The organism is Pseudohalioglobus lutimaris (assembly GCF_002866825.1).
Classification (GTDB): Bacteria; Pseudomonadota; Gammaproteobacteria; order Pseudomonadales; family Halieaceae; genus Halioglobus; species Halioglobus lutimaris.
The window spans coordinates 413,203-427,786 of the sequence record NZ_PKUS01000002.1; the positions used below are offsets into that span (position 1 = coordinate 413,203).

Here is a 14,584-nt window from a genome sequence, read left to right on the forward strand (position 1 = left end):
TCAATCAACCAACGGATCCGACTGTGAGCGATGCTGAGCGCGCACTACAGACGGGTAAAATCGTTATAAAGGGCCAGCATCATCATCCCCAGAACCAGAAACAAGCCTACCTGGAAACCCAGCGCCTGTATTTTCTCAGGTACTGGCCGGCCAGCCAATAGCTCTATGGTGTAAAAAAGCAGGTGCCCGCCATCAAGTACCGGGATGGGCAACAAGTTGAGTACGCCAAGGCTGACACTGAGCAAAGCCAGGAAGCCTATGTATGACTCCAGACCCGACTTGGCCGAGGCGGACGCCACTTTAGCAATGGTAATTGGGCCACTCAAGTTTTTTGGCGATATCAATCCCATCACCATCTTCTTGATGGAGTTGACGGTGAAGCCCATCAGTTCCCAGGTGCGGACCACGGCAGCGCCCGCAGCCTCGATTGGCCCACGGTTAAATTTACGCAGCATTTCTTCTGGCATCGCCGGCGGCACCACGCTGACGCCTACCCGACCATATTCGACACCGTCCTCGTCGCTCACGGCCTCCGGAACGATATCGCCCTGCTGCGCCTGCCCATCGCGCTCAAAGCCCAGCGTAACCGTCTGTCCGGGACGGGCACGCACATGACGTACCCAGTCCATCCAGCTGGTCATCGGTTCGCCGTCAGCCGTTAAAATCCGATCGCCGGTCTGCAGACCCGCGCGCTCTGCTGGGCTGTCGGCCATCACCTGATCAACCACGGGCGGCACTGCCGGGCGGTACATCACCAGACCCAGGCCACCGAACAAATCAGGCTCCTCCTGTTCGGAAAGCCAGCGGGTGACCATCGCCTCGGATTCGTAAACCATATCCGAGCCCGGGTATTTCACTGAAAACAGAATCGAGCCAGTATCGCCAATACGGTCCAGCAGCGCGAAGCCCAGCGCCTGCCTGGTGGGCGTGTCCTTTCCGTCGACGGCCAGTATTTCCTGTCCGGCCTCCAGCCCCGCCACATCAGCAATCGAGCCCTGCTCAACTTCGCCAATCACCGGGGTATAACCGCTTTCTCCGGCCATAAACAGGAACCAGTAGGCGACAACGGCAAGAATCAGGTTGGCAAGGGGGCCAGCGATCACCACCGCAATTCGCTGCAGTACCGGTTTGCGGTTGAATGCCTTATCGAGGTCGGCCTGCGGCACTTCGCCCTCGCGCTCATCGAGCATTTTGACGTAGCCACCCAGCGGAATTGCCGCCACGCTGTATTCCGTGCCCAGCTTATCGGTCCAGCCCGCCAATGGTTTGCCAAAGCCGATAGAAAAGCGCAACACCTTGACACCGCAGCGGCGCGCCACCCAGAAATGCCCGTATTCGTGCACCGCCACCAGAACGGCCAGGGTGCCAAGCGTAATTGCAATTGTGTACAGCGTATCCATCACGCGAGACTTGCTTCCTCGGGTTTGCCGTTCATGTCCGTAAGCAGCGCTACAGCCTGCGCGCGCGCTTCTTCATCTGCCGATTCGACCACGGCAAGCGAAGTGGGTTCAACCACCGGCGTTGTTTCCAGCACTCTCTCGATCAGTACCGGGATATCGGTAAAGCGCACACGCCCCGCCAGGAATGCTTCCACGGCAATCTCGTTCGCCGCATTGCAGATGGCCATCGCCGTGCCGCCGGTGGCGACGGCCTCGCGCGCCAGGCGCAGGCAGGGAAACAGTGATTCGTCTGGCGCAGCGAAATCCAGTCTCGCGGTTGCGACCAGGTCAAGCGGGGCCACCCCGGAAGCCAGGCGCTGTGGCCAGCCCAGCCCATAGGCAATGGGCGTACGCATGTCGGGGTTGCCCAGCTGCGCCAGTACCGAGCCGTCCAGGTATTGCACCATGGAGTGAATAATACTCTGTGGATGCACCACCACCTCGACCTGCTCCGGGCTGAGATCAAAAATCCAGCAGGCTTCGATGAATTCCAGGCCCTTGTTCATCAAGCTGGCAGAGTCCACGGATATTTTTCGACCCATCGACCAATTGGGGTGGGCGCAGGCCTGATCCGGGGTGGCCTTGTGCATCTGCTCCCTGGTCCAGGTGCGGAACGGCCCCCCGGAAGCGGTAAGTAGCACTTTACTGACACCGTCGCGTCCCGGGCGGGCCTGTGGATCCACCGGGAGGCACTGAAAGATGGCATTGTGCTCACTGTCTATGGGCAGCAAGCGGGCCCCGGAGTCGCGTACCGCCTGCATCAGCAGGTGCCCGCCCATGACCAGAGACTCCTTGTTCGCCAGCAGCAGGGTCTTGCCCGCGTGTGCAGCTGCTAGCGTGGAGGGCAGGCCGGCAGCGCCAACAATAGCCGCCATGACACAGTCCACCTCATCATCACTGGCTACCCGGGCCAACGCCTCCTCGCCATGCAGCACCTGAACAGCAGACTCCGCCGGCAGCTTCTCCTGCAGTTTGGAGGCGCTGGACTCATCCATCATCACCGCATATTGCGGCTGAAATTGCAGGCATTGGGCCAGCATCAGTTCAACGGAGCGGTTCGCGGCGAGCGCGTAGACCGAGAAATCGGCCGGGTGCCGGGCAATTACATCCAGCGTGCTGACACCGATCGACCCGGTGGAGCCCAACACACTGACCACTCGCCTGGTGGTCATGACCAGCCTGCCAGCAACAGGCCCAGTGCAAACACCGGCGCTGCGCCGCTGAGGCTATCCAGGCGGTCCAGCACACCACCGTGGCCGGGCAGCAGACTGCCGCTGTCCTTGGTACCACTTTCCCGCTTGACCATACTCACCGTAAGGTCGCCAACAACAGAAGCCATGCTGGTTGCCAGCACGACCGCGAGCACCGCGGGCAGGGAAATGTGCGCTCCGCGAACCGGCAGCATGTACCACAACAAAACACCGATCACAGCGACCGAGAGGGCTCCACCCCAGAATCCTTCCCAGGTCTTGGCCGGGCTCACTGCAGGCGCCATCTTGTGTTTGCCGAGGTTTTTGCCGGCAAAGTATGCGCCAACATCCGCGGCGGCCACCACCAGCACCATGATAACCATCAATGCCCCGCCCCGCGGGTAGCTGAGCAGGTAGATTGCAGCGGTCCAGGCCGGGGCCAGAATCAGCAGGCCCATCAGGCTGCGCATGATGCGATTACTCCACATCGCAGCGCTGCCCGGATAGCTCTTTACCCAGAGCAGGGCGAATGACCACCATAAACAAGCCAGCCCCAATACCGGCTGCACACGCTCCCGTGTAGGTTGCGCATCCAGCTGACAATAAAAGAACAGCAGGATCAACAAACCCATCAAGACCAGTACGAAGAGGCCCCGGGCGATGGGTGATTCCCAGCCAGCCATCCGCGACCATTCCCAGCCGCCCGCCAGCACCAGCGCCCCAAACAACACCGCCAGTGCCGTCGTCGGCAGGAATAAAATTGCCGCCAGGAAGAGCCCGGCCATGACCAGGGCGGTGATAATGCGCTGCCTAAGCATCGAGCTCTCCCCCGGACAACAGCCCCCCGGACTCCCGCAGGCCAAAGCGGCGCTCGCGGCGACTGTAATCAGCCAGGGCACGAGCAAACTCCAGTTCACCGAAGTCAGGCCAGAGAGTATTGGTAAAATAGAGCTCACTGTAGGCAAAGTGCCAGAGCAGGAAGTTCGAAATCCGGGCATCGCCACCGGTGCGAATACACAGGTCGGGACGCGGCAGATCGCTGATGGATACGTGCTGATCCAGGAGATCCTCATCGATATCCTCCACCGCAATCTCTCCGGACAGGGCCTGCTGGGCCAGTTGCCTGGCGGCCCGTGCGATGTCCCACTGACCACCATAATCTACGGCGATAACCAGCGTTGCCGCGCTGTTTCCGGCGGTCAATAGCTCAGACTGGTGCATCAGGCGCTGCAGGCGCGGGCTGAAGCGACCGCGCTCACCAATAAACCGCAGGCAAATGTTGTCGTCGTGCAAAGCGCGCACTTCACTGCGCAGATAGCGGGACAAGAGCGCCAGTAAAGCACGCACCTCTGGCAATGGCCGCCCCCAGTTTTCACTGCTGAAGGCAAAGACGGTGAGCACCTCAACCCCATGGTTGCGACACGCGCGCAGCACATTGCGAACGCCCTCTACGCCAGCGCGGTGCCCGGCAGGACCGGGCAGGCCTTGTCGCTTGGCCCAGCGATTATTGCCATCCATGATGATGGCGACATGGCGGGGAATATGCGGCGGGCCGGGATCTGTTTCGCCTGTCGAGGCGCTATGACCGGACATGTATATGATTGGCTCCAGGGTCGAGCGACCCTAGATCTCCATCAGGTCGGCTTCTTTTTCAGCCAACAGCTTTTCGACTTTGGCGATAAAGGCATCGGTCAACTTCTGGATGTCTTCCTGTCCGCGACGCTCATCGTCTTCGCCGATTTCCTTATCTTTCTCCAGCTCCTTGAGCATGGCATTGGCATCGCGACGGGCGTTACGCACTGACACCCGCGCAGACTCGGCCTCAGCGCGTGCCTGGCGAATATAGCCCTTGCGGGTCTCTTCCGTGAGCATTGGCATGGGAATGCGAATCACCTCACCGGCTGTCGCCGGATTCAGACCCAGGTCGGATTTCATTATCGCTTTTTCTATGGCGGGAATCATGCTCTTGTCCCAGGCAACCAGGGACAGGGTGCGGGCATCTTCCACGTTGATGTTCGCCATCTGGTTCAGCGGCGTGTCCGCTCCGTAATAATCGACCCTGAGGCCGTCAAGCAAACTCGGATGAGCGCGCCCGGTGCGAATTTTGTTGAAGTTATGACCCAGCGCCTCAAGGCTTTTTTCCATGCGCTCGCTGGCTTCGTTCTTTATATCGTTGATCACTTGCTCGTTCCTCCGGTGGGCCTGCGCGTCACTCGATCAAAGTGCCGTCGTTACCGCCGCGCACAATTTTGAGCAGCGCGCCCTGTTTTTCCATTTCAAATACCCGCACCGGCATATTGTGATCGCGGCACAGGCAAATTGCGGTGAGATCCATCACTTCCAGCTTCTTATCCAGCACCTCGTCATAGGTGAGGCGCTCATATCTGACAGCATCCGCCACTTTCATGGGGTCTGCTGAGTAGACACCGTCGACCTTGGTGGCTTTCAACACCAGTTCGGCCTCTACCTCTATTCCGCGCAGGCAGGCTGCAGAATCTGTTGTGAAGAACGGGTTGCCGGTACCCGCCGCAAAAATCACTACATCACCATTGCTGAGGGAGCGGATGGCATTGCGACGGTCATAGTGATCGACAACGCCACTCATGGGGATAGAGGACATGACCCGTGTTGCGATATTCGACCGCTCCAGCGCATCGCGCAAGGCCAGGGCATTCATGACCGTTGCCAGCATGCCCATATGATCACCGGTCACCCGGTCCAGCCCCGCCGACTGCAGGGCAGCGCCACGAAACAGGTTTCCACCGCCAACCACCAGTCCAACCTGAACTCCGATACCAACGAGTTGGCCTATCTCCAGCGCCATCTGGTCCAGAATTCTGGGGTCTATACCGAAGCTTTCGCTACCGCTTAGCGCCTCTCCACTGAGTTTCAACAGTATGCGCTTGTACTTCTTGTCAGCCGTCGCCTGTGGCATAGAAAACCTCTCTTGAACTGCGCCCGTATATTACAGGACAAAGGCCCTGCACCCCAGCGGGAATTTGGCGGAATTGGCAGCGCAAAAACAGCTGCCTGCAATCACACAAAAACCCCGTACAGAGAAGGTCTTACTTCTCCGCCACGGGGTTTATCAGGAGCGGACGGTATCCTAGAGAAACGCCAGCAGCGCCCAGATGACCGCGGTCAGACCAAGACTGCAGTGGATAACACCCTTTACACTGGTCATCGGACCGGTCTTGCCAAATATTGCATTCGCCTCAAGTAGCAGTATCAACACGACGCAGGCTATCAGACCCGTCGCACTTGCCTCCATCGGCAGGTGCTTGGAAGCGAGCATACCGAACAGCATTGGGCCAGAGAACAGGGTATTAGTGCGGGAGGCCAGGCCGGCCTTGGCCGCCGATGCGGGGCCGTCTCCCTCTTTGAGCCCTATCACCACTTGCTGGTTAGGCCAGATAATCACCCATACGTTGAGGAACATCAGGATGCCGGCCAAAGCACCAACCCAAATCGCCGCTGAGCCAACAAAGCTGTAAGCCGCGCCGACAAAGTGCAACAGAACCAGACCCGTGAGGAAGGTAAACATCGCCCCCCAGCGGAACCACCAAAGAGCCCGTGGCGCCAGTTTTTTTACTGCGTCCGCCTTGGCATCCGCTTCAGCTTCCTTAAAGTATTCGGTCTGCACAAAGTTGAAATAGTAGAGCATTCCTATCCACACCAACCCGAACAGTACGTGCGCCCAACGGAAAACGAACTCGAGAATCAGACTACTCATATGCTTACACCCTGGTTATATTTTGTTGTTAATCCCGAGTTATTATACACTTTCCACCGCGGCCTTAAACGATGCCGTCCCGCAGCCCGGCTATCCTGCCGCGTTGATACGTTATCCACTCGATTATTCCAATGTGAGGAACTTGCTCATGGCTTTTGAATTGCCCCCACTGCCCTACTCCCAGGACGCCCTGGAGCCACACATCTCTGCCGAAACCCTTGAGTTCCACTACGGCAAACACCACAAAACCTATGTGGACAAGCTTAACGGACTGGCCGAGGGCACAGACCTGGCGAAGAAGAGCCTGGAAGAGGTGGTCAAGGACTCTGAGGGCGGCGTGTTCAACAATGCGGCGCAGATCTGGAATCATTCATTCTACTGGAACTGCTTGAGCCCCAATGGCGGCGGCGCTGCAACTGGCGCTGTGGCTGAGGCTATCGATGCCGCCTTCGGCTCTTTCGATGCGTTCAAAAAAGCGTTCACCGACAGCGCGGTCAACAACTTTGGCTCATCCTGGACCTGGCTGGTAAAAAACGCAGACGGCTCGGTAGCCATTGTCAATACGTCCAATGCCGGGACACCACTTACCGATAGCAGTGTCACCCCCCTGCTGACCGTTGATCTGTGGGAGCACGCCTACTATATCGACTATCGCAATGCCCGCCCCAAGTACATGGAGGCGTTCTGGGCACTGGTGAACTGGGCGTTCGTCAACGAAAACTTCGCTTGATAGCGAGCGCCCAATACCAGGGCCGCGCATCCATCGGGTGCGCGGCCTTGCTTCTTGGTACTGCACGGATACCTGACGGCAGGAAGCAGCGGCCCTAGAGCCCTCCACCCGCAGCCGCGTCCATCACCATGGCCTCATCCAGGGCCTTTAACAGCGGCGCGCGTACGCGCGCTTTCGTCTGTTTGTGAGCGGTCATGTCCAGGCCCGAAAGCTGCTCGGCCATCGCAATGGATCGACTCATGAGTTGATCGACATCCACGGCCTCATCAAGATATCCCGCCGCAACAGCCCCGTCGGCGTCATAAATCTGCGCGCAACTCACCGACAGCTCGAAATGCGCCGGGTCCAGCCTCGCCCGCGCAATTTCCACCCCGAAGCAGGGCATGGTCATGCCGATCGCCACCTCATTGAGCCCCAGCTTGTAGCTACCTGCCGTGCCTATGCGGTAATCGGCAGTCATCAGCAGAATGGCCCCCATCGCCAGCGCATGGCCGGTGACTGCCATTACCACAGGCGCTGGAAACTCCAGGAAGCGCCTGGCCAGTTCAGCGCCACTACTCACCAGTTCCATCAGCTTGTCACCGCCCTGCCCCATTACCGACAAGTCAAAGCCTGCGGAGAATTTGCCTGGACGCCCGGTGATAATAACCACCTTCCCGGTTGCTTCAGCCTGGTCCAGAGCCGCATGAAGCTGCTCCAGCAACGCAAAAGAGATGGCATTGACTTTGCCATCGTCCAGGGTGATCAGGGAGTACTTTTCTTCTTCGTTGAACGTGACGATTGGTGACACGGAGGCCCTCCGGAGAAACGGCTAAAAAGGGCGAGTAACTTAGACGATGTGGCCGATAAAGGCCAGCCCGTGCATCTCTATGATAGCCCACAGCATTGGGGCACTGGCAAAGCTTGCGGCGAGAAAACCGGACAGAGGGCGGGCCACAACCGAACATGCCCGCCAGAAAAACAAAAAAAAGCCCGGCTCGAAGGCCGGGCTTTTGAGTTGGTAGCGGACAGGGCTTACATCATGCCGCCCATGCCGCCCATGCCGCCCATATCGGGCATTGCAGGCGCTGCAGAAGCTTCCTGCGGCGCGTCGGCAACCATCACTTCGGTCGTGATCATCAGCGCGGCAACCGAGCCGGCAGCCTGCAACGCTGTGCGGGTTACCTTGGCGGGATCCAGGATACCCATCTCGATCATATCGCCGTACTCACCGCTTGCCGCATTGTAACCGTAGTTACCCTCACCCTGGCGCACCTTGTCCAGCACGACTGAGGCTTCGTCGCCAGCGTTGGCGACGATCTGTCGCAGAGGACCTTCCATGGCGCGCAGCGCTGCAGCGATACCGTGGTTCTGGTCTTCGTTGTCGCCTTGTAGATTGGCAATAGCGGACACCGCACGTACCAGAGCAACACCACCACCGGCTACCACGCCTTCTTCCACCGCAGCACGGGTAGCGTGCAACGCGTCTTCAACGCGGGCCTTCTTCTCTTTCATCTCGATCTCAGTGGCTGCGCCAACCTTGATCACGGCAACACCGCCGGCCAACTTGGCCACGCGCTCTTGCAGCTTCTCACGATCATAGTCAGAAGACGTGTTCTCGATCTGGGTGCGGATCTCGCTCACGCGTGCAGTAATTGCAGCATGATCGCCAGCGCCATCAATAATGGTGCTGTTGTCCTTGTCCATGGTCACGCGCTTGGCGCTACCCAGGTGCTCCAGAGTGGCGGATTCGAGATCCAGGCCCACTTCTTCAGAGATCACAGTACCGCCGGTCAGGATAGCGATGTCCTGCAGCATGGCCTTGCGACGATCACCGAAGCCCGGCGCTTTACAGGCAGCCACTTTCACAATACCGCGCATGTTGTTCACCACCAGGGTAGCCAACGCTTCACCTTCAACATCTTCGGCGATGATCACCAGCGGCTTGGAGGCCTTGGCGACCTGCTCCAGCAGGGGCAGCAGCTCACGGATATTGGAGATCTTCTTGTCGACCAGCAGAATGAAAGGCGCTTCAGACTCAACGCTCATGCTTTCCTGGTTGTTGATGAAGTAAGGTGAAAGGTAACCGCGGTCAAACTGCATACCCTCTACCACGTCCAGCTCGTTTTCCAGGCCGGAACCTTCTTCAACGGTAATCACGCCTTCTTTGCCCACCTTGTCCATAGCCTCGGCGATGATGTCGCCGACCTGGGTGTCGGAGTTGGCAGAGATAGTGCCTACCTGGGCAATAGCCTTGGTGTCCTCACAGGGGATAGCGTTTTTCTCGATCTCGGCTACGGCGGCAATAACCGCTTTGTCGATACCGCGCTTGAGGTCCATGGGGTTCATGCCCGCGGCAACGGACTTCAGGCCTTCGTTAAGGATGGACTGTGCCAACACGGTAGCGGTCGTGGTGCCATCACCGGCAGCGTCAGACGCCTGCGAGGCGACTTCCTTGACCATCTGTGCGCCCATGTTCTCGAACTTGTCTTCCAGTTCGATTTCCTTGGCCACGGATACACCGTCCTTGGTCACGGTAGGTGCGCCAAAGGACTTGTCCAGAATTACGTTGCGGCCCTTGGGACCGAGAGTTGCTTTTACTGCATTGGCGAGAACATTCACGCCATTGAGCATGCGGGAGCGAGCTTCGTCGCCGAAAAATACGTCTTTAGCTGCCATTTTCTAAATCCTTCAATCTAAAGTTCTTGTCTGTGAAAAGCGGGAAATCTGCTCTGTCTTTACTCGACAATCGCAAAAATCTCGCTCTCGCCCATGATGATCAGTTCTTCACCATCCATTTCGATGGTGTTGCTGCCTGCGTATTGGCCGAAGACAACGGTATCGCCTACTTTCACGGCGAGCGCGCGCAGTTCCCCGTTATCCAGGATCTTGCCCTCACCTACAGCGACGACTTCACCCTGGTTGGGTTTCTCTTTGGCGGAACCGGGCAGGAGGATACCGCCGGCGGTGGTTTCTTCTTCAGCGTTGCGACGAACGACCACGCGGTCGTACAGCGGACGGATGCTCATTTCTCTAAATCTCCTAGTAACTGTGTTATGAGAAGCCCCGAACGCGGGGTTGTTCTGCTCTATGGGGGCGTGATTTGGCTTTTCAAGGCTTGATTAGCACTCTTTTCAAGAGAGTGCTAATTCTAGTGCTGGCTGCGCTGCAGTCAAGGCTGGGAGCCGACTGCCAACAAGGCCCGAAGCGACCGGGAAATAGCCATACATATCAGTGGGTTAGTTGCGATCCTGCTCATTCACGCGAGTATATTGCCCCTCAATGGTGGTCTCACTATGAACATCTCGTTGCGCAACGTAGGGTTCAACCTGCGACCCACCAAGCAGCGCGGCCACACGCCGACGTAGCGGCCCGATCATGACCACCAGGGCGGCGGCATCGGAGATCATCCCCGGAAACATCAGCAACATGCCGGCCAGCCCCATCGCCATATCATCTACCAGCAACTGTGAGCCTAACACTCTGCCCTGCTGCACATCACGCAGGCGCTCGAACATGTGCATGCCCTGTCGGCGCAGCACGACCATGCCCAGTACCAGGGTGACAAAAACGTAGAAGATGGCAGTGAGCGCACTGGTATTGATCCCGAGCTGGATCAACGTGAACAGTTCCAGCCAGGGCAGAAGCAACACAATAAATCGCATAAAAACTCTCCCTCAGGGGGAGTTATGGGGCTGCGCGGTGAAAAAACAAGCGCTACCAGTCATAGTTCACCCCGACAGACCACTTCCGGTCCACCTTATCGATAGCGGTCTCCGCAGGCAGGTTGTCGTAGTTGTATTCCAACTGGATAATCGAGCTGAGTGAGCCATTGATAGGATACTTCAGACCAGTGATGGTGTTGACCTCGAAGTCATCTCCCTGCTCGAACGACTGCAGGATGGCGTGGCGATGGAAAACCTCTGCGCCCTGCCCGTCTACACGCCAGGCAAACTCCAGATTCCACAGAAATGCCGGCCGCTCCCGCACAACCCCGTTGGTGAAGCGCTCTTTTACGTAGTTAAGCGACCCCTTGCCCAGCAAATCAAAATAGGCTGTCTCCAGGAACTGGTAACCCAGACCGCCACCCACGGAAGCCCGCTGGTCGAGATCACGAAACCTGTCTTCGTCGTAAAACGCGTTGCCTGTGGCAAACCATTGCTCAGTCAGGAACTGGTCATACTGGTAGGTACCCAGCCAGGACTCGCGTGTTTTGTCGCCATTGGAGCTTTCGTCCTGGTAGCGCATGCTGATCGTGTGGCGCGATTCGAGATAGCGCAACTCCGTACGGGCGTTAACGTCGTAACGGGTAACGTCGGTATTACCGGCTGCGTCCTCCAGGGCAAGGATCACGCTGCCTTTCTTTTTCAGCCAGGGCTGTGGTTCAGTGATGGTTTCACCTGCAGCGATGACCAGTTGCCAGTTTGCCAGTTGCTGTATCCCCTCATCACAATGCAAATGCTGTTTGCCTCGCTGCAGAAACATCCAGCAGTTGTTCATTTCCGCGCCCGTGATCTCCATATCGAAATGGTCGCCACTTTCTATATAGCGGACGTGATGAAGGTCGATGAACAGGTCCCCGAGGATTGCCGAGTTCCACTGCACCTGACCGTCAGCTATGCCCAACATTGCGCCAGTGATAGACTCCCCGTCATTAAAGTGCAGGCGATCGGCAGATGCTGGAGCCGCGATTATCAGCATGAGCAGACAGAAAGGCGCAACCCAATCCGGTTTGCGTGAGCAGATGATTGGTAGTCTCAACATGAACGTCCTGTAACTCGATGTGTATGACTTACCCGGAACCCGACATCAATCAGCGCATCTGGCAGATTGTGGCCTTGATTCCGCGCGGTAAAGTCGCCACTTATGGCGACGTTGCCGCGCAGGCTGGCATGCCTGGCGCAGCAAGGCGCGTCGGCCGCGCGCTGAAACACCTGCCCCGGGATACGCGTATACCCTGGCACAGGGTGGTCAACGCGCAAGGCCGTATTTCGCTGGCAGAAGGCTCTGCCGGGCAGTATACCCAAAGGGAGCGGTTGGAGGCAGAGGGCATTGCATTCCAGCCCAACGGCAGGATTAATTTGCGTGAGTTCAGGGCTTTTTCCGCAGCGGGCTAGGCTTCGGGCGGGTCGCCTTCGCTCTCCTCCAGCAACGCATTCAGCCGCCTGTTCTCAGCGGCCAACTCATCACTGCGCTCAGCAAAAGACTCCACAAGGTGGGCCAGCTCGTTCACCAGTTCCACATAATAGTCGGTGCCAATTGCGCAGGGCTCGGGCAACAGCGTTTCTTCCTCTGACGCCTCTACCGCGGCAAACCCGCTTTCCTCACCGAGAAACTGATTCAGAAAATCAATCCTGCGGTTAAAGCGCCGCGCTTCTTCTTCGTCGAATTTGATCTGCAGCTTAAGCGGCTGGTCACCGGCGGCACGCATAGCCTGATAAAAAAGGTGCAGGCGCCGCGCCAGTCCTCGCTGGGGGTTAAAAGCCCCGTCCTGGTACTGTGGATAACGCTGATTGAGTGCCAGAAGAAATGCCGTGCCATCGGCTCCCAGCGACTGATTGCTCTCCACTTCCTCTATGGCCGCCTCGCCGAACCCTTCGACACCGAGCGCAAAGAAGAAGTCATCGACCAGGCTGCCGTTGTGAAAGGCTGCCGGCTCAAACTTTCTCACCAGCAGATTTTCAGCCCCCAGGCAATCACTCCATCTCTGCAGGAAGCGGTAGCCCATTCGCCGCTTGGTGCGCTGCAATAATGCCTGCGCATCCATGGGCTCCTGAAGCTCTTTGACGTCCTGCTCCCACTGGCTCTTCAGCGACTTGAGGGGATCGCGAACATAAGCGATAGCCTGGACCTTGGTGAAATAAGGGGCTACAAATGCCTGCAGGGATTGAATCTCGGTGAGGGAGAGGCGAGTCAGGTTTTCCGCGGAGATGATGCAGGTTCCCTGCGCCATTGAGGAAAACAAATCAATCCACTGCTGGCGCAGCCGCTGCAACTGCTTACTCCACTCCTCGTCAGTAATGGGCGACTGCTGCTTGTAGAAGAAGCTCTTCCTGGGCTCCTCCAGAAAAAGCACGGTAAAGTCAAAAGAGTGGTTGAACGGCTTCCACGGCGCGCAGAGAATACCTCGCTCTCGCAGCACCGCACTCGCTTGACCCAGGCTATTCTGGATGGTGCTGGTGCCCGTCTTCGCCATACCGATATGCAGCACAAGCGTCTTCATCTGATACCCTCCTGCGCACTGGTGTTGCCAGCCGGGGCCTTGTTCCACGGGGCCACCCAGAACAACAGCAACATGCCTGGCAGAGCCAACACAGCGCAAAGCAGGAAAAACGGTGTCCAGCCAAGCTGCTCCACAATGACGCCCGTACTGGCATTGGCAAAGGTTCGAGGAAGCGCCGCCAGCGCAGTGAACAGGGCAAACTGGGTGGCTGCATAGGCTCGGCTGGTTTCGCGGGCGATAAATGCCGTGAATGCGGCAGTACCCATACCCACGCCTAAATACTCGAAGGATATCACCGCGGCGAGCAGCCAGAGTGACTGCCCCACCGAAGCAAGGACGGCAAAACCCAGTATGCTTACCACCTGAACCACGCCAAACAACCACAGTGAGCGATTAATACCAAACCGGATCATCAACCCACCGCCAAGGAGTCCACCGATAATCGCCGGCCAGAGCGCCGCGTGCTTGGCCACCAGACCGATCTGCGTCTTACTGAAGCCCAGGTCAAGATAGAAGGGCGTCGCCAGCGCCGTGGCCATGTTGTCGCCAATCTTGTAAAGGAACATGAAGCCAAGTACCAACAACAGCCCCTGCCAACCTCTGCGTCCCAGGTATTCACGAAAGGGGGCGATAACCGCCTCACGGAGACCGCTGGTCTCCGGCACCTCAGACCGAGGTTCACTGACCGCCAGCGTCATCAACATGCCGACCAACATGAAGCCACCGGTGATCCAGAATACGCTGCTCCAGGGCATCATATCCGCCAGAATCAAGGAAAGAGAGCCCGGCACCAGGGAGGAAATCCTGTAAGCCTGTATATGAACAGCATTGCCCAGACCCAGTTCCTCATCGGGCAGAATCTCGCGTCTATAGGCATCCAGGGCTACATCCTGACTGGCACTGAAAAACGCCACAGCAAAAGCCAGCCAGGCGATGGTGGCGACGTCCTTCTCCGGCTGAAGCGCTCCGAGCATGCCGATTGAAACCAGCAACGCCAACTGGAAGATAAACATCCAGCCGCGCCGGCGACCCAGCAGTGGCGGCACCCAGCGATCCATGAAGGGTGCCCAGAGAAACTTCCAGGTAAAGGGGATACCCACCAAAGCGAACAGGCCAATCTCAGCCAGCGACACACCACCCTCGTGAAGCCAGGCAGGAACCAGCTGAATCAGAACGTAGAGGGGCATGCCGGAGGCGAAACCGGTAAACACGCAAATCAGAATGCGCCGGTTAAATACCGACTGCTGCCAGGTCGCGGTGGAATCGCTCATGGGTCAAACCGGGTCGCGA

General features: G+C 58.0%; 16 protein-coding genes. 2 read left to right on the top strand and 14 right to left on the bottom strand.

The features are described from left to right. Positions 1 to 44: 44 nt before the first annotated feature. The 7 genes from rseP to C0039_RS04140 form a co-directional block, all read right to left on the bottom strand. A complete protein-coding gene (gene rseP, locus C0039_RS04110; RefSeq protein WP_076000397.1) occupies positions 45 to 1,400 on the bottom strand; it encodes an RIP metalloprotease RseP in 1,356 nt (451 codons plus the stop codon). After that, the gene (ispC, locus tag C0039_RS04115) at positions 1,400 to 2,611 is read right to left on the bottom strand and encodes a 1-deoxy-D-xylulose-5-phosphate reductoisomerase (protein WP_076000396.1); all 1,212 of its coding nucleotides are present in this window, start codon (positions 2,609 to 2,611) and stop codon (positions 1,400 to 1,402) included. The genes rseP and ispC overlap by 1 nt, the downstream gene beginning before the upstream one ends. After that, positions 2,608 to 3,447 carry a phosphatidate cytidylyltransferase gene (locus C0039_RS04120; protein ID WP_101517307.1) on the bottom strand — a complete coding sequence of 280 codons (840 nt, stop codon included), beginning with the start codon at positions 3,445 to 3,447 and terminating at the stop codon, positions 2,608 to 2,610. Before C0039_RS04120 ends, ispC begins: the two co-directional genes overlap by 4 nt. Beyond that, the gene (gene uppS / locus C0039_RS04125; RefSeq protein ID WP_076000394.1) at positions 3,440 to 4,222 is read right to left on the bottom strand and encodes a polyprenyl diphosphate synthase; all 783 of its coding nucleotides are present in this window, start codon (positions 4,220 to 4,222) and stop codon (positions 3,440 to 3,442) included. The genes C0039_RS04120 and uppS overlap by 8 nt, the downstream gene beginning before the upstream one ends. Before the next feature lie 30 nt (positions 4,223 to 4,252). Then, entirely contained in the window at positions 4,253 to 4,810 is a 558-nt protein-coding gene (frr, locus tag C0039_RS04130; RefSeq protein WP_076000393.1) for a ribosome recycling factor, read from the bottom strand. Positions 4,811 to 4,838: 28 nt separating this feature from the next. Then, a complete protein-coding gene (gene pyrH, locus C0039_RS04135) occupies positions 4,839 to 5,564 on the bottom strand; it encodes a UMP kinase (protein ID WP_076000392.1) in 726 nt (241 codons plus the stop codon). A 171-nt stretch (positions 5,565 to 5,735) separates the two neighbouring features. Continuing rightward, positions 5,736 to 6,362 carry a urate hydroxylase PuuD gene (locus tag C0039_RS04140; protein WP_101517308.1) on the bottom strand — a complete coding sequence of 209 codons (627 nt, stop codon included), beginning with the start codon at positions 6,360 to 6,362 and terminating at the stop codon, positions 5,736 to 5,738. A 148-nt stretch (positions 6,363 to 6,510) separates the two neighbouring features. Here C0039_RS04140 and C0039_RS04145 point away from each other — a divergent pair, with 148 nt between their 5' ends. Beyond that, positions 6,511 to 7,092, top strand: a complete 582-nt coding sequence (locus tag C0039_RS04145; RefSeq protein WP_101517309.1) for a Fe-Mn family superoxide dismutase — start codon at positions 6,511 to 6,513, stop codon at positions 7,090 to 7,092. 94 nt (positions 7,093 to 7,186) lie between these two features. Here C0039_RS04145 and C0039_RS04150 read toward each other — a convergent pair whose 3' ends face one another. The 5 genes from C0039_RS04150 to C0039_RS04170 all read right to left on the bottom strand — a co-directional run bounded on the left by C0039_RS04150 (position 7,187) and on the right by C0039_RS04170 (position 11,835). After that, positions 7,187 to 7,882 carry a crotonase/enoyl-CoA hydratase family protein gene (locus C0039_RS04150; protein WP_076000389.1) on the bottom strand — a complete coding sequence of 232 codons (696 nt, stop codon included), beginning with the start codon at positions 7,880 to 7,882 and terminating at the stop codon, positions 7,187 to 7,189. A gap of 224 nt (positions 7,883 to 8,106) precedes the next feature. After that, a complete protein-coding gene (gene groL / locus C0039_RS04155) occupies positions 8,107 to 9,750 on the bottom strand; it encodes a chaperonin GroEL (protein ID WP_101517310.1) in 1,644 nt (547 codons plus the stop codon). A 59-nt stretch (positions 9,751 to 9,809) separates the two neighbouring features. Next, positions 9,810 to 10,100, bottom strand: coding sequence for a co-chaperone GroES (locus tag C0039_RS04160; RefSeq protein ID WP_076000387.1), 291 nt, complete (start codon positions 10,098 to 10,100; stop codon positions 9,810 to 9,812). 210 nt (positions 10,101 to 10,310) lie between these two features. Beyond that, positions 10,311 to 10,736, bottom strand: a complete 426-nt coding sequence (locus C0039_RS04165) for an FxsA family protein (protein WP_101517311.1) — start codon at positions 10,734 to 10,736, stop codon at positions 10,311 to 10,313. 52 nt (positions 10,737 to 10,788) lie between these two features. After that, entirely contained in the window at positions 10,789 to 11,835 is a 1,047-nt protein-coding gene (locus C0039_RS04170; protein ID WP_101517312.1) for a DUF481 domain-containing protein, read from the bottom strand. 23 nt (positions 11,836 to 11,858) lie between these two features. On the opposite strand from C0039_RS04170, the gene C0039_RS04175 reads away from it, so the two are divergent. Continuing rightward, positions 11,859 to 12,188, top strand: a complete 330-nt coding sequence (locus C0039_RS04175; RefSeq protein WP_101517313.1) for an MGMT family protein — start codon at positions 11,859 to 11,861, stop codon at positions 12,186 to 12,188. Here C0039_RS04175 and C0039_RS04180 read toward each other — a convergent pair. Beyond that, positions 12,185 to 13,294 (bottom strand): hypothetical protein, encoded by a 1,110-nt coding sequence (locus C0039_RS04180; protein ID WP_101517314.1) that lies wholly within the window; start codon positions 13,292 to 13,294, stop codon positions 12,185 to 12,187. The two genes, C0039_RS04175 and C0039_RS04180, sit on opposite strands and share 4 nt — an antisense overlap. Further along, positions 13,291 to 14,565 carry an AmpG family muropeptide MFS transporter gene (locus C0039_RS04185; protein WP_101517315.1) on the bottom strand — a complete coding sequence of 425 codons (1,275 nt, stop codon included), beginning with the start codon at positions 14,563 to 14,565 and terminating at the stop codon, positions 13,291 to 13,293. The genes C0039_RS04180 and C0039_RS04185 overlap by 4 nt, the downstream gene beginning before the upstream one ends. Positions 14,566 to 14,584: the final 19 nt, after the last annotated feature.